Source organism: Pandoraea communis (genome assembly GCF_902459745.1).
GTDB lineage: Bacteria > Pseudomonadota > Gammaproteobacteria > Burkholderiales > Burkholderiaceae > Pandoraea > Pandoraea communis.
Genome location: NZ_CABPSJ010000002.1, coordinates 71,929 through 92,276 on the forward strand (window position 1 = coordinate 71,929; position 20,348 = coordinate 92,276).

Sequence of the window (20,348 nt, forward strand, 5' to 3'; positions counted from 1 at the left end):
CGACATAGGAGACAAGCCATGCCGGACAAACGCAATACCGTACTGACGGAACGTGTGGCGTCGCGCTGGGTGCGCCTGCATACCGCGCTCACGCTGTTCTTCCTGATTGCGCCGATTCTCGCAATCGTGCCGCTCTCGTTCAACGCCGGTTCTTATTTCTCTTATCCGTTGACCGGCTTTTCAATGCGCTGGTACCAGCAGGCGCTGACCAGCCCCGACTGGCAGCGAGCCCTGCTCAACAGCCTCGGCATCGGCGCGGCGTCGACCTTGATTGCGACGTGTCTGGGCACGCTCGCGGCGCTTGGCCTGAGCCGTTCGCAGTTCCCGTTGCGCTCGGTCATCATGCCGATCATCATCTCACCGATGATCGTGCCCATCGTGGTCGTGGCGGCGGGCTTCTATCTGATCTTCGCGCCGCTCGGACTCGTGAATTCGTACCCCGGCGTGATTCTTGCCCATGCGGCGTTGGGCACGCCATTCGTCGTCATCACCGTGACGGCCTCGCTGCTGTCGTTCGACCAGAGCCTTCTGCGCGCGGCCTCGGGCCTCGGCGCCACGCCATGGACCACGTTCCGGCGCGTGACGTTGCCGCTCATCACACCCGCAGTCGCCACCGGCAGCGTGTTCGCATTCGCCACGTCGTTCGACGAGGTCATCGTGATCCTCTTCATCGGCGGGCCAGACCAGAAGACCGTGCCGCGCCAGATGTGGAGCGGTATCCGTGACGCCATCGATCCGTCGATCCTCGCCGTCGCCACCATGTTGATCGTGTTCGCGGTGCTGCTATTCGCGAGCATCAACTGGCTGCGAGGACGGGCCACTGCGGCGAGTCATGCGATGAGCTGATGCGATGGCCTGGCCGATGTCAGCCACAGCGTGAGCGCCACACGTGCGCTGATGCATTACACTGACGGCCAAATTCTCTCGCTTTCATCCTCATGTCCGAAGCCACTTCCACCACTGTCATCCTTGGCGCAGGTCAGGCCGGCGGCGAAACCGCCCTCGCACTGCGTCAACTCGGTTACACCGGCCGCATCGTGCTCGCCGGCAGCGAAACGCATCTGCCCTATCGCCGCCCGCCGCTCTCGAAGGCGTTTCTGGCCGGTCAGGCCGATGAAGCCAGCCTGCTGATCCGTCCGGCCGATGCCTGGGAGAAGGCCGAAGTCGACGTGCGCCTCGGGGTGACGGCCACGGCCATCGATCGCGCGGCACGCACTGTCACGTTCGACGACGGCCAGACGCTGGGCTACGACCATCTGGTGCTGGCCCTCGGCGGCCGTGTGCGCCCGCTGCCCATCCCGGGCGGCGATGCACCGAACGTCTATTACCTGCGCAACATTGCCGACGCACAGCGTCTGCGCGAAGCCCTCACACCGGGGAAGCGTGTGGTCGTGGTCGGCGGCGGCTATATCGGTCTGGAAGTGGCGGCAAGCGCCGTCAAGGCGGGCACCAGCGTGACGGTGCTCGAAGCGGCGCCGCGCCTGCTGGCGCGCGTGGCGGAAGCCGATCTCGCCGGGTTCTTTGCGACGCTGCACCGCGAAAACGGTGTGGACGTGCAGGTCGGTGTCGGTGTGACAGCGCTGGAGCAGGACGCCACCGGTCAGGTTGTCGCCGTCGTGGCCGGTGACAAACGTCTGCCGGCAGACGTCGTGGTGGTCGGCATCGGCCTGATCCCGAACGCCGAACTTGCTCAGGCAGCCGGTCTGGCGGTCGAGAACGGCATCGTCGTGGACGAATTCGCACGCACGAGCGATCCGGCCATTCTGGCGGTGGGCGATTGCGCGCATCACGAACACCCCGCACTGGGCCGCCGTATCCGTCTGGAGTCGGTGCCGAGCGCCAGCGAAATGGCCAAGGTGGCCGCGAGCGTGGTGCATGGCGACACGCCGAAGGCGGTCGCGACCGCACCGTGGTTCTGGTCCGATCAGTTCAACGCGAAACTGCAGATGGTCGGCATGACCGAAGGCCACGACGCCGTGGTGGAGCGCCGGTTGCCCGACGCACAAGGGGCGGCGGTCTTCATGCTGTTCTATCTGCGTGAAGGCGCCGTCGTGGCGGCTGCGAGCATCAACCGTGCGCAGGAGTTTCTTGCCGCGCGCGAACTCGTCGGCCGCCGCGCGGTGATCGATCCGGCCCGTCTGGCCGACGCCGCCACGCCACTCAAGACATTGCTCGCCGAACTCGGCCCGGCGGTCTGAGGGCGCACACGCTCATCTGACATGGCGCACGGCGGGCGTGCTTGCCCAACGTGCGCCGCTGGCAGCCGCGCTCACTCCACCGGCGCATGCGCAGGCAGCAGCAACACCGGACGGCCTGCGTGACGCGCCGTATCTTCCGCCACGCTGCCCAGCGTGAAGCGACGGAAGCCACGCCGCCCGTGTGTGCCGAGCACGATGACATCGACGTCGGCATCCTTACCGGCGGCGATGATCTGATCGGCAACGCCCTCGCCCACCGGTTGAATCTCCCGCATTTCGATCTCCCCCGGCACCCCGGCCTCCTGCAATCGCTGCTTTGCCCAGCTTCGCACTTGTTCCCCCACAGCACGCACCGCATCGAGCAACGGCTTGGGGTCGAAGTCAGCGAGAAACGGCCCCGGCAGATCCAGGACATGCACAACGCGTAACGACGCCCCGTGCGTGCGGGCAAGCGACAGCGCATATTCGAACGCACGGTGCGACGTTTCACTATCGTCCAGCGCGACAAGTATCCGCTCGTAGTGCCCGCCCGAGCGCAAGGGCATATGCGGTCGCGCCTCACCTGCCACCAGCATCACCGGCACCTCTGCACTGCGCAGAATCTGCTCGGCAATGCTGCCCAGCATGACGCGACGCACGCCGCTACGGCCATGCGTGCCAACGATGATGATGTCCGCCCCCCACTCGTTGGCCTCGCGCGTCATGGCCTCGGGAACCGTCTCCCCGGTGGTGCGCAAATCGAGCAGATGCGCCTGTGCGTCGAACCCCTCGTCACGCAGATACAGCACCGCCCTCGCGAGATCCTCCTCCCCCTCGCGCTGCATGTCGCGGCGCACTTGCTCCAGATCGATGAACTTGCCGAAGGCCGACGTCAACAGATTGACGGGGTCTTCCACCGTATGAATAACGCGGATCGCGTCGCCGTTGCGCGCGAAGGCCGCGGTCTCTCGCAGCGCACGGCGCGAAGATTCGCTACCGTCGGTTGCCACCAGAATGCGTTTTGTCATGATCCGCCTCGTTTGATGAGTCGAAAGAACAACTGGGCGTGCGGCGCCTATCGGGCCGCGTCACCCCAGCGATAGGCATGCGACGCTTCATCGAGCTTCGCCTTGAGGTCCGGATCGAGCGTGTAATCGATAGTCCCCAGCGTCTCCGTGAGTTGTTCGACGCGGCTCGCGCCGATGATGGCCGACGTCACGACGGGATTCGCGAGTACCCATGCGAGCGACAGGCGCGTCAACGACTCGCCGGCGTCCTTCGCAATGCCCTTGAGCGTCTCGATGGTCTCGAACTCGCGCTCGTGCCAATAGCGCTGTTGGTACATCGCCCCGGCTTTGCCGACCGTCGCGGTAGTGAAGCGCCCTTCGCTCGGTGCGGCGTCGTGCCGATACTTGCCGGTCAGCAATCCGCCAGCGAGCGGGTTGTAGGGGATGACGGCCAGCCCTTCTTCGTTGGCGAGCGGCAACAGCTCGCGCTCGATCTGGCGGAACAGGAGGTTATAGCGCGGCTGCACCGACACGAAACGCGCCAGGCGCAGCACGTCGGCACGGCCAAGCGCCCGGGCGAGGCGGTACGCGAGGTAGTTCGACACACCGATATAGCGGGCCCTGCCCGACTTCACGATGGTATCGAGCGCTTCGAGTGTCTCGTCGATCGGCGTGTCGGTGTCGTCGGAATGCAGTTGATAGAGGTCGACGTAGTCAGTACCCAAGCGGCTCAGCGAGGCGTCGATAGCCGACAGCAGGTGTTTGCGCGACGCGCCCTTGTCCCACGGCGACGGCCCCATCTGGCCGCACGCTTTGGTGGCAACGATGAACTTGTCGCGACGCCCCTTGAGCCAGCGCCCAACGATCTCTTCGGTGCGCCCGGCGAGCGAGGTATCGGCACCGAGCGGATAGACGTCGGCAATATCGATGAAATTGACGCCTGCGTCCGACGTGCGGTCGAGAATCGCGTGGCTCGCGGCCTCTTCGGTCTGGAGACCGAATGTCATGGTACCCAGGCACAGGCGGGAAACGCTCAGGCCGGTGCGGCCGAATTTTGTGTATTGCACGGTAACTCCCGGAATGTTCGAATCAGGCAATATCAAACGGCGATACAAGACTGCGCTGCCCGCGTGCGCGGGCGAGACACACAGTATGCGCGATTCCGGGAAAAAACGTGAGCGTGCGTTACTCCATCGATCTGAGATCCAGCCAGACACCGTCCGCACCGCGAATGAGTACCTTGCCGTCGTACTTCATGACGGTTGTCTGCTCGTTCGCGGACACAAAGGCCGTTTGCGGCAGATCGTTTGCATACTGCGCCAGATCCGGTGTCCCCGCGAACGGGTTGTTCGCGACAAGATGCGAGACAAGCGTCATCAACGCCAGATAGCTCGTGGGCGTGGAAATCGTGACAGGCGTACTGCGAGCCGCCGTCGCATCGTTGCCGAAACCCACGAGCTTGACCGCGACCGGCACGTGCGTGATCCCGGGCAGTGGAATCTCACGCATACCGGAGACTTGCAGCTTGCTGCCACGCAGCGCGGCCCCATGTTCCGGTACGAACACCACGACGGCCTTGCGGCCCGACTTCGCAATGGTGTCGATGAACTGGTTGAAGTCGTCGAGCAACGCTTTGGCGCGTGTCGGATAGCTTTGCGCGCTGGTGAGCGTCGAGCCTTCGAGACGGTTGCCGTCGTGCAGCGAGATCGTGTTGTAGTAGAGCGCCACACGCTTGTCCGGCATGGTGGTGCGCTGCTTCCACCACGATTGCAGCACGTCGCCATCCGAGCGGACCGGGGTTTCGTCGAATGAGCGCATGACAACACGCGCTTGCGTATTGTCAAACGGCGTAATGCCCTGGACGTTGTAGTTTTGCTGCACTTCCCGCATGAAGTTGTCGAAATGCCCGTCGTGGTTCATTGCGAGCGCCGGCGTAAAGCCAAGCGTCTTCAGATTACTCATCACATAGCACTGCGAACCGGCGGGATCGTACAGCGCCTTGTGCGTTGGCTGACCACAGTCGGCGCGCAGCACGCGAATGGCTGCCGGGCCGCTGTAGCTCGCCGCCGAGTTGAAATTCTTGAAGACGAAGTCGAAGCGCGAGAGCAACGGCTGGTTGGCGAGATCGTCGACATCGAGGTCGTCCTGCGAGAGCGAGCAGATATGCAGGAAGATGATGTCGAAGTCAGGGCCAGCCCCGGCCTGTGCCGGTAGCGAGACGGAGCGCGTCAGTTCGCGCGCGTAGAAGCTGTTGAGTGCCGCATCCGGATTTGCGCCCAGCGGCACCTCTGCGTTACCCGCCACGAATTCGCCGGCACCCGCTGCCGCACTTCCCCCACCGGCGGCGCCCGATGCCGCACCCGCCGTGACGGCCGTCTTATCGCCCTGTGCAGCCACCACCGGCGAGACCGACACCCATGTCCCGACACGCAATACGCCCGGCACGATCAGGAGCGCGAGCAGCACGAAGGTCGTCACGCGCACCCAACGGTTCACGATCCAGTATGCGAGCACCATGATCGCCAGCAACAACCAGTCGCTCGCGGAGACAAAGCGTCCGAGCAGTTCGGTGATGTACGAGACGCGGAATTGCAGCAGCGCGGGCAACTGTTCGACGAAGCGGGCGAATGGCGGCAGGTTCGAATCGTAGTAAAGCAATGCCGCCCCCGCCGGGACGGCGATCACCTGCCGCGTGATGCGCGCCCAGCGTGGACGCAGCCGAATCGTGAGCAACAGCGCGAAAACGAAGTTCGGCAGCACGTGAAAGCCGATGATGCCTGCCCACAGCAGCAACAGCTTCAGAATGAAATAGAGGTTCCAGATACCCATCGTATGGTTCCTTGGCGCCGGTGTCGTCCGGCTCACGTTTCGTCCGTTTCCGAGTCACTACTTTCCTGCGTCGCCGCATGCCGTCCGGGCTGCCTTACGGCTGACGCACACCCCGCAAACGATTCTGCCAACGCGTCACGAGATTGTTCAGCAGGTAGTTCGCCAGCACCTGATAACCACGCACGCCCATCGCCAGCATTTCGAAGAGCGCCTTGATCGGCTCGTCCCGTGCGCGCTCGGCATCCCAGTCGCGCCACGCGTCGGCGCGGCCGAACGTGAATTGCACGAGATGTTTGTCCTGCTCTTCGGTGAGCGGCAGGAACGAGAGAAACAGGTCTTGTCCTCGCCCGCCGACCACGCTCACCGGAAAGCCGTATTCGTTCACGCCACGTGCCAGCGCCACCTGCGCTTCGGTGCCCACGGTCAGATCGATAGGCACGGGCATTCGCAGCGCCAGGCCGCCGCCCGAGAAGTCGCGCGTGTGGCACGCCATCGTGCGTCCGTCCGGCAGATATAGCGTGGCGGGCATGCGCATCAACACCCGGTGAGTGCGGCGCACCTGCTTCACCTCGGTCGCCACGGCCACGGCAGCTCCCAGAACCGCAAGGTTGAACGTCGTCCATCCCAAATTGAAGATCAACGCTCCCATCTCATGGACCGGGCCGTAGAAATAGCGCAATACGCCCGCCACGAACCCCAGAAAATTGACGCTGAGCAATACGAGATACGGCTTCGAAATGCTCCAGTCGAAGAAGCTCTGCTCGATCAGGCCGCCCTTGGTCGTCACATTGAACTTGCCGTAACGCGGGTTGATAAACGCCAGCGTCGTAGGTAGCGCCACATACCACGCGAGCACAGCCTCATACACATCCGACCAGAACGAATGCCGGTATTTCCCCTGGATGCGTGAGTTGGCGATGTTCGCGTGCGCGATATGCGGCAACACATAAGCGCAGATACTGAGTGCGGCCGCCTGCACGATGTGTAACCCGAAAAAGAGGTAGCACATCGGCGCGAGCAGGAAAATAATGCGCGGAATGCCGTAGAGAAAGTGAAGCATGGCACTGGCGTAGCAAATGCGCTGACCGAGGCTCAGACCTCGGCCAAAGATCGGGTTGTCGACACGGAATATCTGTGTCATGCCGCGCGCCCAGCGAATGCGTTGCCCCACATGGCCGGAGAGCGACTCGGTGGCCAGACCGGCTGCCTGCACCACTTTCAGGTACACGCTGTTCCAACCCCGGCGGTGCATCTTCAGCGCGGTGTGCGCGTCTTCCGTCACCGTTTCGATTGCGACGCCACCGACTTCCTCGAGCGCCGTGCGACGCAGCACCGCACACGATCCGCAGAAAAATGCGGCGTTCCACAGGTCATTGCCGTCCTGCACGATTCCGTAGAACAGGCGCCCTTCATTAGGTACTGCCCCACGCGTGGCAAGGTTACGCTCGAACGGATCGTCGGAAAAGAAGTGATGCGGCGTTTGCACGAGCGAGCAGCGCTCGTCCTTTAAGAATGCTCCCATCGTGGTTTGCAGAAACGAGCGCACGGGGATGTGGTCGCAGTCGAAAATGGCAATGAACTCGCCCTGCGTCTTGCCCAGCGCATGGTTGATGTTGCCCGCCTTGGCATGCCGGTTGTCGGGGCGGGTCATGTAGTGCACCCCCGCTAGCTCGGCAAATTCGCGCATGAAGTCGCGACGCCCGTCGTCGAGCAAGTAAATGTTGAGCTTGTCGGATGGCCAGTCGATTCCGCTAGCGGCGTAGACCGATGGCCGCACCACTTCGAGCGCCTCGTTGAATGTCGGAATATAGATATCGACGGTCGGCCATTGGCTCGTATCCGGCGGCAGCGGCGTGATGGGCCGGCGCAACGGCCAAACCGTCTGAACATACCCGAGCAGCAGAATCAGCCATGTGTAGACTTCGGCCGCGATAAGCGTATAACCGGCCGTCGCTTCGGCCATGGTGTCAAACCCCAGCGACTGAGTGAGACGCCACCACACATAACGGATCGTCGAAATCAGCGACAAGCCGATCAGCACGAGCACGGAATATTGGCTGTCGAGGCGCCGGAACACCAGCGCCAGCGTGAGCGTGCAAATCGAGAACAGCAATTGCTCGAAGGGATCAAACGGTGTCGTCACGATCCAGAACACGCCGATCAGCCCGAGCAGCGCGATGATCGCCGATGTCACACGCCACTGCACCGCGCGCTCAAGGTGCATGTCGAATCGGTGGGCGAGTTGTACAGGTGTGCCGGGCGGGATGCCAAAGAGTGTCAGCACCATCCACGACCGCACACGGTCGTAGTACTTCCGAAACGCCAGCCATGCCGTGTAAGGCGGGAACGCGGGGCGACGGTCGGCCCGGCGCCACGCCAGCGCACTCACGATTTGCCCGAAACTCGCATCGGCCGGGGCGTCGATCCGATGCGTAGCGCGTTCGTTGATCCACGCCAGCGCACGTCCCGGATAGTCGGGCCGTCCCGGGCGTGCAGGTTGAAACACAAGGCGTAGCCACCAGTCGCGCCATTGGTCGAGTTGACGGACGTCGAGCCGCGCTGCCAAGAGCACTACAGCACGGTCGCCCATTCGCGAAATCCATAGTCGATGCTGCGGCGAACGCACCGTCGCGGCGAGCACCCACTGCAGCACGCCTGGGTAGCGCCCGCCCGGTCTAAGCGGCACTTCGAAACGCACGACCAGCATCTCGCGACCCAGCCGGTGAAGAGAGCGCAACGCGTCGCGGATCATTTTTCGCCCCTTCTTGACCGGTCCAACACCTCGTCCGGGGTGGTGGCGCGCACCAGCCACGCGGCCAAACGCGCGAAATCGAGCGCTGCCTGCGAGCCGAACCCGGCGTTTGCCAGTGTCTTCCCGTTCGCCGCCATCGTGCTGATCGCCTCATCGCGATGAATACGCAGCGGCACGACGGCCTCGCCCCCACGCGCCTGCATCAGGTGCAGAAGATCATTGTTGAACGAGGAATTGGCAGCGGCCAGATTCGGCACCATCTGCACGCGGTCCGCACAAGCCGCCATCAGATCCGGTTGTGTGACATAGCCTGTAGTTGTCACAGGCACGATACCCAGTATCAGATCGGCAGCCGCCACCGCCGCTTGCGCCGCCATGTCGGGCAAGCGTTGCGTGTCGATGAGCACCCGTGTGCCCGGCGCCAACCCGAGTGCATCAAGCTGGCGACGCAAGCCTCCGGTGTCTTGCTGCAACCACTGGCCGAGCGCGGCGAGCGTTGTCGCGTCGGTGCGGCCTGCGGGCAGCAACGGCACACCGGCGGGCGTCTCGCACAACACGCTGTGCCAACTGTCCGGCGCAACGCTCGGCGACATCACACCTTTGCCACATGCCTCGCGCAGCCCGAGTACCGAGCCGATGCTGTTCTGGGCGTCGAGTTCGAGCACCACGACCGGATGCGAGGCGTGCGCAAGTTGCGCCGCCAGATGGGCCGTGACGGTGCTGCGGCCAGCACCACCGGCACTGGAGACAACGGCGATGAGCGTCAGCATGTGCCCTCCCAGGCAGCGTCCTGGGACACGCGTGAAACGGCGATGGTCAGAACGGAATCGAGGCGAGCGCTCATGGGTCAGTAGCTCCAGATCGGGCGTACCGGCGAAGGCGGCATCGGTACCTCACCGCGACGCGCGTCGAAGTGATAACGCATGTAGACGAGATAGCGATTCGGCGCGTAGTAGTCAGAGCGCTCGAACTGCACCTGCGCACCGATGACCCACTGGCGGTCGACCCAGTATTCCGCGCGTCCAACCACCGAGAAACCGACCCCGAAGCCGCCGCCCGAACCGTACGTCAGGTTTCCGCTGGCCGCTTGCAGCGCCCCGTCCGTCGGGAAGTACGGCATCGACTTCTCCTGACTCTGCGAGAACGACACGGAGCCGCGCAGATAGTACGACCAGCGTTGCAAGCGTCCGTACCATTCCAGTGGCAGCGTCAGCGAGACATAGGTCTGCGGGCTGTAGTACCCGCCGTGTCCGTACGTGTAAAAGCGCTCGTTCTGCGCAAAGCTGTCGAAGAACAGCGTGAGGCCCGTGTTCAGGCGCATGTCACGCTTGTAGATGAGCGGCAGATCGACACCGGCGCGCGCCGACACCTCGGAGTTGTTCAGGACATTCTCGCCCGTGAGCCGCGCCACACTGGCTTGTGCGAACACACCCCACTTCGCAAAGTCGCGTGACGCGTGGAACGTAATGGCGTCGCGCCGCACACCGCCCCATTTGCCGTCGCCGAATATCTCGGGTAACGGCAGATACGCCCCGGCGTAAGACACCATGCTGCCGATCATCGGCCGACGTGATGCGTCGACCCAGTAGTTGTAGCGTCCAAGGTTGCCGAACAGGCGCACGCCACCGGTCACGTAGGAGATGGGGAAGCCGATGGGCGTATGGCCGATATCCGCCCGAATCCAGTCGTTCTCATACCCGAGCATGAGCGCCTGTCCGTGCGCCTTCTGGCGCTTCGTGCCGTAGTCGCCCAACACACCGGGATTGGCCGTCCGGAACGCCGGCACATTGAGCAATGGCAGCGTGCCAAACTCCGACGTGCCGTTCAGCGGCAAGTCCCCGGAGTCGGCGTTGACATAATCCGTCTGCGCGAACACATGACCGTCGTAACCGATCGCGTATTGGCCGTATACGGGCACGGCGCGCGCGTTGAACATCGAGATGCCGCCGTCCCCCTTCTTCTGATCGATTTCGTATCCCGCCGCCACATAGCTGTTGCGACGCGACATCAAGGAGTCGATGGCCGACTCGGCCGACGTCATGCCGTCATAGCCCGGCAGTGCGCCTTGCACGATCTCTTCCTTGCGCGCCTGGTCGTACCATCCCTTCGCCTCGTTGTAGTGACGCTGGGACTGCGCAATGCGGCCGCGCTGCACCGTTACCGCCGGGGTATCGGGAAACTGGGCGCGCAGCTTGTCGTTCAGGGCGATGGCTTCGTCGAAGCGATCCATCGCGGTGAGCCGTCGCACGGCCGCAAGTTGCGTCCAGACGTCATCCGGCGCAGCCTCGGCCAACGCGCGATCGAGCTCGCGGTTGGCGGCCTCGTCGTCTTGCATCTCGTAGAGCACGCGCACGAGCGACAGGCGTGCATCCTGATCGTTCGGATCCTGACGGATTTGTGCTTCGGCGATCTTGCGCGCGTCGTCGTAACGGCGTTCGTCGAAATAAATATCGCCCAGCGTCGACAGCGCGCGCTTGTCAGGCGGTTGACGCGAGAGCAACGGATCAAGCTTGTCGCGTGCCGTCTTGAAGTCACCCAGCGCCCGCGCCCGGTCGGCTTGACGCAACGCCAGCCGATCTTGCAAATCCCGCCATTCGTCGCGCTGATCCGCGCCGAGCGTCGCCGGATCGATGCCCGCGAGGAACGTTCCGAGTTCGGCATCGCGCTCGGTCGTATTGAGCAGTTCCGCGTAGCGCAATTGCGCATCGGGCTGCGGCTTGTCTCGATGCGCGGCGAGCCAGTCGCGCATGAGCGCAAGCCCCTGCTCCGGCTGCCCCGCCGACACGCGCGCACGCGCCACCTCACCGATCAGTTCCGGATCGTCGCCCGCCATCGTCAACGCTTCACGATAGCGTTGTTCGCTCAGCGCGTCGTCACCCGCGGCATGCGCTTCACGCGCCAGACGGGCCGTGTCGCGAATCGCAAGCGTCGTTCGCATGCGCTGGATCGACGGTGTGACATTGGCCGCCGGAATCTGTGCGAGCGAAGCTCGCGCCCCGGCCTCATCGTCAATCACGTTCAGGTAAATGGCCTGGGCGTACAGCATCTGCGCGCGGTCGTCGGGCTCGAGTGGCTGGCGCAGGCCATCGGCCATCACGTCGCGGCCGATCTGCGGCAGTCGCAGCTTCCGGTAGAGACCCGCGAGCGAATAGCGTGTCCACGCATTACCCGGATCGAGCGCGACGGCACGCTCGAGCGCCGCGAGCGCCGGACCATTGTGGCCTTCGGCCATCTCGCGCTCGGCGTCGCCTGACAACGCGGCAGCCTCGGCCTTATCGAAGCGCGCCTTGTCTTGCGGGAAGCGCCGGCGCAGGTCGCCGAGCAAGCTCGCCAGCTCCGTGCGGCGCTGCTGGCGCGAGTACAGGGTCATCATGCCGCGCAGCGCCGTATCGTTATCCGGCTCGACCTTGAGCGCTTGCTGGAAGAGCCGCTCGGCGTCGCCGTCGCGCTTGTCGTCAAGCGCAATGGTGCCCAGCAGCGCCAGCCCGTCCGGATTGCGCGGATCGCTCGCCAGGGCGCTTCGCACGAGCCTGTCAGCCTCATCCAGACGGCCCGCGTCGCGGGCGGCGCGCGCCTCGGACATCGCGCCCCAGAACTGCGATGTCCGCAGCAGACTGCGCCACTTACCGGCGTTGCCCGGGTCTTTGCGCAAGGCCTGCGCGAACAGTTCCTGTGCGCCCTTGTGATCGCCTTGGCGCATCTTCACAAGTCCCAGCGAGCCCGCCAGTTCGCCGTCGTTAGGTCGCTTGGCGCGTGCTGCGTCGAGCGACTTCTCGGCATCGGTCAGCCGCCCCTTATCGAGCGCCCGAATACCGGCCTGTTTCGCCTGGTACGTGGGGTCGTCGAGCATGCGCGTATGGGCAGTTTGCTGTGCATTCAGCTTGTCATAGGCCGAGCGGATCTCGGCGTCGTTCGGCGCGAGCGCGAGGTAGCGTTGATACAGGGGTAACCACGCCAGATTGCCGTCCGCCTTGGACAGCCCCTTCTGCCACAGCGACAGCAACGCGTTCATGTCCGCATCAGGACGCGCCGCGAGTTCTGCCACCATGCGTGTGCCCGCAAGGCGGCTCGACGGCCGGTCGATCATCAGTTCGGCCAAGGATTGTGAAGCGCGAGTATTTTCCGGCGACGCCTTCGCCAGATTCGCCAGCCCTTGTTGCGCAGCCGGCCAGCCGTTGGTGGCATTCGCCTGCGCCCGGAAGTACTCGACGCCGAGATCGCCACTGGGCGGACCATCGGGAAACAGTGCCTTGTATTCGGCGAAGGCGGCATCGGCCTGCCCGCTGCGTTGAAGCAGACGAGCGCGCGCGATGCGGGACTTGTCGACGGTATTGATACGGATCACGTCGGCCAGCGCTCTCGTCGCCAGGGCGTTCGGATAGCGCGTGCGCAGCGTCTGCAATGCCTTGTTCGCCTGCTGCGGATGATTCTCCTCAATCTCGATCTGACCGAGCAGCGAGAGCGCGTCGGGCTGATCCGGCTGCACAAGCAACGCCTTTTCCAGCGCGGCGCGGGCGAGATCGTTGCGATAACGCGCATGCCAGAGGGTGGCGCTCGAGAGCAGATTGCGCACGTCTCGATTAGGCGCCACGGCGTCGGCCTTGTTGTCACCGGCGTTCGGCGCGGGGGCCGCACGCACATGTTCACCGCCTGCGGCCATGAGCAGGCAAGTCACACAGGCGGAGCGAATCAGCGTGTGGCGCAAGCCGCCTCCCATGGCACTTGTAACGTGCCGTCAGCGGCAAAACGGAAGTGCCCGTCCTGCCAGCCCAGACCGAATAGCGAGAGTACCGAGTTGTAGTAGACCGGCGCCGATTGCGCGTCGAGAGAACGGGCACGCGCGACTTGCGCTTGCGCCAGCGTCGTATCCCCCACGGCCTGAAGCAGCGGGACCAGCGCCGCTGAAAATCCCGAACCGCCGTCCTGCCTGGCAGTGCCGTCACGCGTATTGACCCGCTCAGGCGGCGCGCCGTGGGTCGCCACGTACTTCAACATGCCGTCGAAAGTGTGTCTGAGCGCGCGAAAGTCCTCGCTGCCGGGGGCGAGCATGCCCGCCCAGAGGTACACACGAATCGCGTTGTAACTGCCCTCACCCTGCGTCTCGGGATCGATCTCGAACCCACGGCCTGCGCGGTACATTGCCCACTCGGGGGCGAACCCAAGCGGCGGCGCCGTCAGCGTGATCTGCTTGAGCGACGACGCGATGAGTTGTCCCCAGCCGCTCTCCGGGAAGAGGCCCGCCAGGCGCCGCACCACTTGCATCGGCACGTAACTGGGGTTGAGCCGCCACAGATCCTTGGCCGGATGAAAACCGACCGGGGCCGGGAGTAACGTGCGGCCAAGTCCCGGGACAAAATCTGTCTCCTCCGACGCGATGCGTCGTGCAACGAGCGCGCCAAGCGCGGTGTAGCGCCGCTCCGTCCATAACCGTCCCGCCTCACCCAGCGCGTAAGCGATCCACATATCGGCGTCGCTTGCCGGGTTGCCGTCGAGTACGCCCCACTGTGCGTCGTCCTTCTTGCCCCAGAGCCATGCCGGGAGATGGGCGGTCAGATCGCCCTGCGCCAGATTACTGATCGTCCAGTCGAGCACTTTGTCGAACGTGGCCCGATCGTTGGCAATCAGTGCAAAGGTCAACGCGTAGGCCTGGCCTTCGGACACCGTGCGCTGATCGTTCGTGCTGTGATCGACCACGCGTCCGTCGTCACTCAGGAAACCCGCCTTGAAACGCGTCCAGTCGGGCCAGTCGACAGGCGCGCACGTACGACCGCCCGCTGCGCGAAGGGGCGCAGGCTTCGCCGGTGCGCCATGTACCCGTTGCGTCACACTGACGAGCATCGGCATCGTGCTGCACGCGGCGAGCGCGCGCAACATGGCACGACGGCGCCGGCCATAAGCATCGGCGCGTTCCATTCACTGCTCCAGACGACGCGACGCGCGACGCTGCAACCAGCCAAAGCACTTGAGCGCAATCGCGAAGGCCGCGAGCAACGCAACCAGCCCGACCAGAATCGGGTGGCTTGAGAGGTGATAACGAATGCGGGTCCACCAGCTCACGTCGCCGACAAAGTACGTCCGCCCCAGCCGGTACGATTCGACTCGCTCGCCATTGACCACCGCCAGATCGCCGTGAATCGCTTCGCGCCGGGTGCTGTCGTCAATGGCATCGACCACGCTGAGCAGGGTATCGTCGCTCGACGCGTTGATCGCGACCACCGAGCGCGAGGGGCTTACGGGCGATTCGAAGCCGACGAGTGCCGCGAGCGGACCTTGCGACAGTACGTCCATGCGAGCCGGACCGACGCGGCTTGCCGTGAATGCCGAGCCCATCGCGCCATCCCCCCGATAGCCTTGCGGCTGCGTCGTCAGCACGCGGCGGGTCTTGTCGATGATCAGCGGCAGATTCTTGCCCCACTTGACCAGAAGGTCGGCGGCATCCTTCCTGCCGATCACCAGCAGGTCGCGGTCCTTGAAGCGGTCCGTTTGCGTCGTGTCGAGCACGTCGAAGCGGTCGGCATACGTGCCGGTCGAGCGGCCGAACTGGCCGAGCGCCGAAAACACCGTTTCGAGTTCCGCCGTGTCGGGTGTCTTAGACATGACAATCGCAGTCTGCGCAAGATCGGCGTACTTCGTGAACGGGAAGCCGCTGCCGGCGAAGAAGCTCAGATTCGGCATCTCGGCGTAGTGCGGCAAATCGCTGAAGTCGATGGTCGAGTCTGCGTCGATGGCCGAGTGTGCGGCGTTCGTGATCGTCTGGCTGCACATCCCTTCCTTGTGCGGCTCCATCGCGAACTGGAACGACAGCGCATTGCGCGCCGCCACCTGGAAGGCGGGGATGCGCACCTCCCTGCGGTCGGCCGTTGTGCCGTCGGCGAGCAACTCCACAAGCATGTGACTCTTGTCGGCACTCGCCCCTGCCGGGCGCAGACGATACGCACGCACGAACTGATCGTTGATCGCCACGCTCATCGACGAATCGTCAGTTTTGACCGGCGGCGTGTAGCGGTACTTCAGATCCATCGGCACGCCGGTGTTCTGCCACGTAAGCAAGTCCGCCGGCAAATTGAGCTGAATGCGAATCGGCCACGGCATATAGCCGTTCACCTGGAGATCGCTCGGATTGTCGACCAGTTCGCCGAACGTGACGGGCCGATCGGTGCGCACCCAGCGCGGCGCGTCGTACGCCGGGCGCGGGGGCAACGGCTCAAGCGCATCGATGCGTGTCGTTTCCCCCGATAGCGCAGCGCGGCCCGAGACAAGCGCCAGGACCGCCGTCTCCAGATCCTTGGCGTCGCGCCCCTGAACGACCAGCAGCTTGAGCGACGAATCGTTCGGGTTCGACATCATGCGCAGCGTCGGCGCGTCGACCTTCGCGAGATTGAGCCCCTGCGGCAACGTGTCGTTCGTGGCGAACACAATGGCGTGTTTCGACGGCAGCGTGTTTACGCTGACCGGGAAACGCGTACGGCGATAGTCGCCGATAGCCCCCGCCCACGTCGCCACCACCCCGGCCGCGTGCACCACCGCAGGCGACGGCGGCGCGCCGAAGACAAAGGGCACCGACTGATCGCGGTTATCGTGCCGATCGAAGAACGGTGTAGGCAGCGTGGCCAGATCGTTGCGCAGTGAGAGCTGCTGAGTACTCGTGACGATCTCGCTCTGCGGACTGACATCCATCCACAGGCTGGAGTGCATCGGGTCCTCGCACTCCATGGTGTAATGGCCGATGAATACGAGACGAACCCGGTTGAAGCCCGAGAGCAGGCGCGGATCGAGCGGAATCTCTTGCACCAGATTCTTGCCGCCGTCCTGCTTGCTGAACGGCAACGCAGCGATCAGTTCCTCGTTCAGATACACCTTGAGTTGCGAGAGATTGGGTATCAGAGCGGGCGAATAGGTGTAGCGCAGCCGCAGCAACGCCGAGGCGACGGTCTGATCGAGTCGGATTCCGAAATTGACATCGCCCGCCCCTTCCGTGCCACGCAGACGCAGGCCGTTCGTCTGCCCTAGTTGAGCAAACGTGACCGTACGCTGACTGGTGCCGGGCGGTGGTGACGTGAGCGCAACGGTATTGCCGCCCGTCTCTGGCGAGGCGGTGGCACCGGACGTCTTGTCCGGCACGGCAGCGGCGGCCGATGGCCCCGAAGCCTTGCCCGTTCTGCCTCCCGCTGGTGCCGCTCCCGCAAGCCTGACACCAGGGGCCATCGTTGCAATCACCAGCAGGCCGATAGCTGTGACTTTCGTGTAACGCGACCAAGACGCTTGAAGCTGCATATGCGATGCCTCATCTGTTCTTGTGCTGCATTATCACCATCTCCACACGAGCCTTGCCTGATCGGCCCGACGTTTCACCACGTCGTTATCACGCAATCCTAAGATCGCCAGGGTCCGGCAGCACAACTCAGCCCATAAAATCTCGAAATGGCACGTTCTGCCATGCTAGCTTGCTTGAGTACAAGTAATCAAGCAAGCATTAGCACCCATGTGTCGCAAGACAGGTACAGTGGCCGTCCGGTCAGCATGGCAATTGAATTGCGGTGGGCAAGCCGCACCGTATAGAATGCCCGGCATGAGCCTGAACGAACCTTCGTCCCCCAACACCGTGGCGACCAGCACGTCCGCGCCGGAAGCGGCTGACGCGATGATCGAGCATCGGTATCCATCGGACATCGACCGTTTGCGTGAAACCGTCGGCACCGGTGTGCTGCCGTTCTATCGCGACGAACAGGCGATTGTTGCCGGTCGGCAGGCGAGTGAACGCTGGCCGCATCTCGTGGCCGTCGCCGACTCGCGCAGCGCAACGCCGGCATCATCGCCCATGCCGGACAAGCGCTGACGCTGCATGCAAGACGCGTCCATCATCGCCGCCTTCGACTTCGACGGGACCATTTCCACCACCGACAGCCTGCGTGTGTTTGTGCGTGACACCGTCGGTACACCGCGTTTCGTGGCAGGCGCCGTGCTCGCGTCGCCATGGCTGATCGGCGCTGCATTGCGTCTCGTTGACCGAGGTACCGCCAAGGCGGCGTTCCTACGGGCGTCGCTCGGTACGCGTACCCGGGCACAGCTCGAAGACGATGCCCAACGGTTCATCACTCAGCGTCTGCCCGATCTGCTGCGCCCCGAGATGCTTGCGCGCCTGCGGCAGCACCGGGCGATGGGGCACCGCGTCGTGCTGGTCAGTGCCTCGCCGGGCTTGTACCTTCGCCCCTGGGCCGCCTCCGTCGGGTTCGATGCCGTGCTAAGCACCGAACTCGCGTTCGACGATCAGGCGCGCTTCTCCGGGCAATTCGCGCAGCCGAACTGCTGGGGCCCCGAAAAATTGCGACGCCTCGAAGCGTGGTGGACGACTTATCCGCCGCGCGTGCTTTTCGCTTACGGCGACAGCCGGGGCGACAAAGAGATGGCCGAGCGCGCCGATCACGCCTGGATTCGCGGCCAAGGCAAGCTCATGCCGCTGATGGATACCGACACGCCAGAGCGCGCGTCCTGACGACGGAGCGGCAGCCCTCCCCATGCCCACAACGCCTGAACCCGGCCACCGCGTCGCGTGGATGTCGCGTCTGGCGCGGCTCGAACCCGTGGCGTTCTCGCGCTGGGACGCCGTCCATGCCGCCCTCTCCGTCGCGGTGCCTACGGCCATCGGCGCCGCCATCGGTCATGGCGCCGATGCGTCGCTCATCGCCCTCGGCGCGCTGCCGGCCATCACGGGCGACCGGACCGGCCCCTATCGCGCACGGGCACGCTCCATCCTGCTGACCATTGCCACCGGCGTCGTGGGTTTTTATGCCGGTATGCTGATCCACGATATCGACGCCTTCAACCCGTGGCTCGCGCATGTGCTGCTGCAAGTGGCCATTCTGCTGTTCAGCTTCGTCGGAACGTTCGGCAACGTGGCCTCAGCCGCGACGTTGCAGGGTGTCATCTACCTCATCGTCGGCTGGGGCCTTGCGCTGCCGCCGCCCGAATGGCGTGCGCCACTGCTGCTGGCGGCGGGGGGCGTTTTCAGCGTAATGCTCATGGCCGTGCATTGGCTACGGCATCCGGGCGCGGCCGAGCGTGACGCTGTCGCCGCCATCTATCAGCAGTTGGCCAACGTGCTCGAAGCGAGCGGCACACCGCGCGTAAGGCTCGCACGCCGATCGCTCGAAAATGCGATTGCTGCGGCTTACGACACATTGCTGACGGCACGCGCAAGCACGGTTAGCGGCTGGGATGTCCTCGAGCGCCGCGCCGCGCAGATATTGGCTGCCGAGCCCATCACGTCTGCGGTCATCGGTCTTGTGCAAGGAGGCAGGCCCTTACCTGCGCCGCTTGGGCGCGCCTTGTACGGCGTTGCCCGCAGCATTGCGAGAGATCGCCCGGTCGACGTTGATGCCGTCGTCGCCGTTGCGAAAGCCAATTGGTCGCCGACATTGGCGTCGGCGTTGCATCGAGCCGAGCCGTTGCTCACGGGTACCGTGCATGCTGCCGAGGCGCCATTGATTGCTTTGGCACGGCATCAGGCGCGGGCTACGGTGCATCCACGCTGGATGCCGAAGTGGCCTTGGCCGGATGTATGGCGGTATCTGGTGCGCATTGGCCTGTGCGTGCTCGTCGCGCAGATCTTCATAGCGATCACAGCGTTGCCGCGTTCGTATTGGGTACCGTTGATCGTCGTGGTGATTTTCAAGCCGAACTACGGCTCCGTATTTGCCCGTGCGTTACAGAGTGGCGTGGGCAGCATCGTCGGTGTGGCAGTCTCAGCGGCGGTAGTTGCGGTCGACCGTAACGGTCTGGTCAGTCTGGCGACGCTAATTCCGCTTGCTGCGTGTTTGCCTTGGGCGCTGCGGCGCAACTACGGATTATTCAGTGCGTTGTTGTTACCGATCCTGATGTTGGTGATGGGTGCGTTGCAGCCGGGCAGTCAGAACATTGCCGTCGCGCGTTTCATCGACGCAGTGGCGGCGTGTGCCATCGTGTTGTTGGTGGGGTATTTGCCGTGGGCGAAGTGGGAGCGGCGTCAGCTTGACGAGCGTGTTGCCGGAGTGCTTGACGCGCTGGGCCGCTATGCGGCGCTTGCCCACGCGGGCGACATCGATGCGGCTTTCGCGGCACGGCGCGCGGCGTACAAGGCGCTGGACGACACCCGTATTGCATTGCAGCGAGCGTTATCGGAGCCGCCACTGGTGAGTCGTCGGGCGGCGCGTTGGTGGCCTGCGTTGGTGGGGTTGGAGCGGGTGGCGAATACGATCACGGACACGGTTCCGCGTGGAGACGCTCACGGGGCGGCGTTACATCCTGGGGCGGCGATTCTCACGCATATGGCGGCGGCGTTGAGGCATGGCGGACCGGCACCTGAGATGCAGCCGGCGCCGATCCCGGGCATCGACCCGGCGTTGGATGGCGCGATAAGGGAGGCAATCGGCGTATTGTTCTCTGCTCCGGAAGGCACAACTTAAACGAACGAAAGCGCGAACGAAAGCGGTGAAAAACGGGCCATTTCCGGCGGGAGGGGTATTAACGCAGGCATAATGCGGGCTTCCGGCGCATCCAGAAGGAAGCGAAGAAGACGGACCGGGGGCCCCTTTCTGCAGCGAGTTG

13 protein-coding genes are annotated in these 20,348 nt (G+C 64.2%); 5 read left to right on the plus strand and 8 right to left on the minus strand.

What is annotated here, in order from left to right; translation table 11 throughout:
• Positions 1 to 18 precede the first annotated feature (18 nt).
• Both PCO31110_RS06725 and PCO31110_RS06730 read left to right on the plus strand, forming a co-directional pair.
• Positions 19 to 846, plus strand: coding sequence for an ABC transporter permease (locus tag PCO31110_RS06725; protein WP_150689972.1), 828 nt, complete (start codon positions 19 to 21; stop codon positions 844 to 846).
• A 92-nt stretch (positions 847 to 938) separates the two neighbouring features.
• A complete protein-coding gene (locus PCO31110_RS06730; RefSeq protein WP_010807986.1) occupies positions 939 to 2,198 on the plus strand; it encodes an NAD(P)/FAD-dependent oxidoreductase in 1,260 nt (419 codons plus the stop codon).
• 71 nt (positions 2,199 to 2,269) lie between these two features.
• Here the strand turns inward: PCO31110_RS06730 and PCO31110_RS06735 are convergent, their stop codons facing one another.
• The 8 genes from PCO31110_RS06735 to bcsB form a co-directional block, all read right to left on the minus strand.
• On the minus strand, positions 2,270 to 3,205 hold the full coding sequence (locus PCO31110_RS06735) for a universal stress protein (protein ID WP_010807987.1): 936 nt from the start codon (positions 3,203 to 3,205) through the stop codon (positions 2,270 to 2,272).
• Between the two features lie 47 nt (positions 3,206 to 3,252).
• Complete coding sequence (locus PCO31110_RS06740) at positions 3,253 to 4,251, minus strand: aldo/keto reductase (RefSeq protein WP_150689973.1); 999 nt, start codon at positions 4,249 to 4,251, stop codon at positions 3,253 to 3,255.
• A 118-nt stretch (positions 4,252 to 4,369) separates the two neighbouring features.
• Positions 4,370 to 6,013, minus strand: coding sequence for a cellulose biosynthesis protein BcsG (gene bcsG, locus PCO31110_RS06745; protein ID WP_150689974.1), 1,644 nt, complete (start codon positions 6,011 to 6,013; stop codon positions 4,370 to 4,372).
• 94 nt (positions 6,014 to 6,107) lie between these two features.
• On the minus strand, positions 6,108 to 8,765 hold the full coding sequence (gene bcsA, locus PCO31110_RS06750; RefSeq protein WP_150689975.1) for a UDP-forming cellulose synthase catalytic subunit: 2,658 nt from the start codon (positions 8,763 to 8,765) through the stop codon (positions 6,108 to 6,110).
• A complete protein-coding gene (locus tag PCO31110_RS06755) occupies positions 8,762 to 9,535 on the minus strand; it encodes a cellulose synthase operon protein YhjQ/BcsQ (RefSeq protein ID WP_150689976.1) in 774 nt (257 codons plus the stop codon). Before PCO31110_RS06755 ends, bcsA begins: the two co-directional genes overlap by 4 nt.
• 77 nt (positions 9,536 to 9,612) lie before the next feature.
• The gene (locus tag PCO31110_RS06760) at positions 9,613 to 13,470 is read right to left on the minus strand and encodes a cellulose synthase subunit BcsC-related outer membrane protein (RefSeq protein WP_168162891.1); all 3,858 of its coding nucleotides are present in this window, start codon (positions 13,468 to 13,470) and stop codon (positions 9,613 to 9,615) included.
• The gene (gene bcsZ / locus PCO31110_RS06765; protein ID WP_174979389.1) at positions 13,455 to 14,678 is read right to left on the minus strand and encodes a cellulose synthase complex periplasmic endoglucanase BcsZ; all 1,224 of its coding nucleotides are present in this window, start codon (positions 14,676 to 14,678) and stop codon (positions 13,455 to 13,457) included. The genes PCO31110_RS06760 and bcsZ overlap by 16 nt, the downstream gene beginning before the upstream one ends.
• Positions 14,679 to 17,039, minus strand: coding sequence for a cellulose biosynthesis cyclic di-GMP-binding regulatory protein BcsB (gene bcsB / locus PCO31110_RS06770; RefSeq protein WP_150689977.1), 2,361 nt, complete (start codon positions 17,037 to 17,039; stop codon positions 14,679 to 14,681). It lies immediately after the preceding gene.
• A 295-nt stretch (positions 17,040 to 17,334) separates the two neighbouring features.
• Between bcsB and PCO31110_RS06775 the strand changes: the two genes are divergently transcribed.
• From PCO31110_RS06775 to PCO31110_RS06785, 3 genes are read left to right on the plus strand one after another with little or no spacing between them, the layout of a single operon-like run.
• Positions 17,335 to 17,601, plus strand: coding sequence for a hypothetical protein (locus PCO31110_RS06775; RefSeq protein ID WP_010807995.1), 267 nt, complete (start codon positions 17,335 to 17,337; stop codon positions 17,599 to 17,601).
• A 6-nt stretch (positions 17,602 to 17,607) separates the two neighbouring features.
• Positions 17,608 to 18,258 carry an HAD-IB family hydrolase gene (locus tag PCO31110_RS06780; RefSeq protein ID WP_010807996.1) on the plus strand — a complete coding sequence of 217 codons (651 nt, stop codon included), beginning with the start codon at positions 17,608 to 17,610 and terminating at the stop codon, positions 18,256 to 18,258.
• Between the two features lie 22 nt (positions 18,259 to 18,280).
• Positions 18,281 to 20,206 (plus strand): FUSC family protein, encoded by a 1,926-nt coding sequence (locus PCO31110_RS06785; RefSeq protein WP_010807997.1) that lies wholly within the window; start codon positions 18,281 to 18,283, stop codon positions 20,204 to 20,206.
• The last annotated feature ends 142 nt before the right edge of the window (positions 20,207 to 20,348 follow it).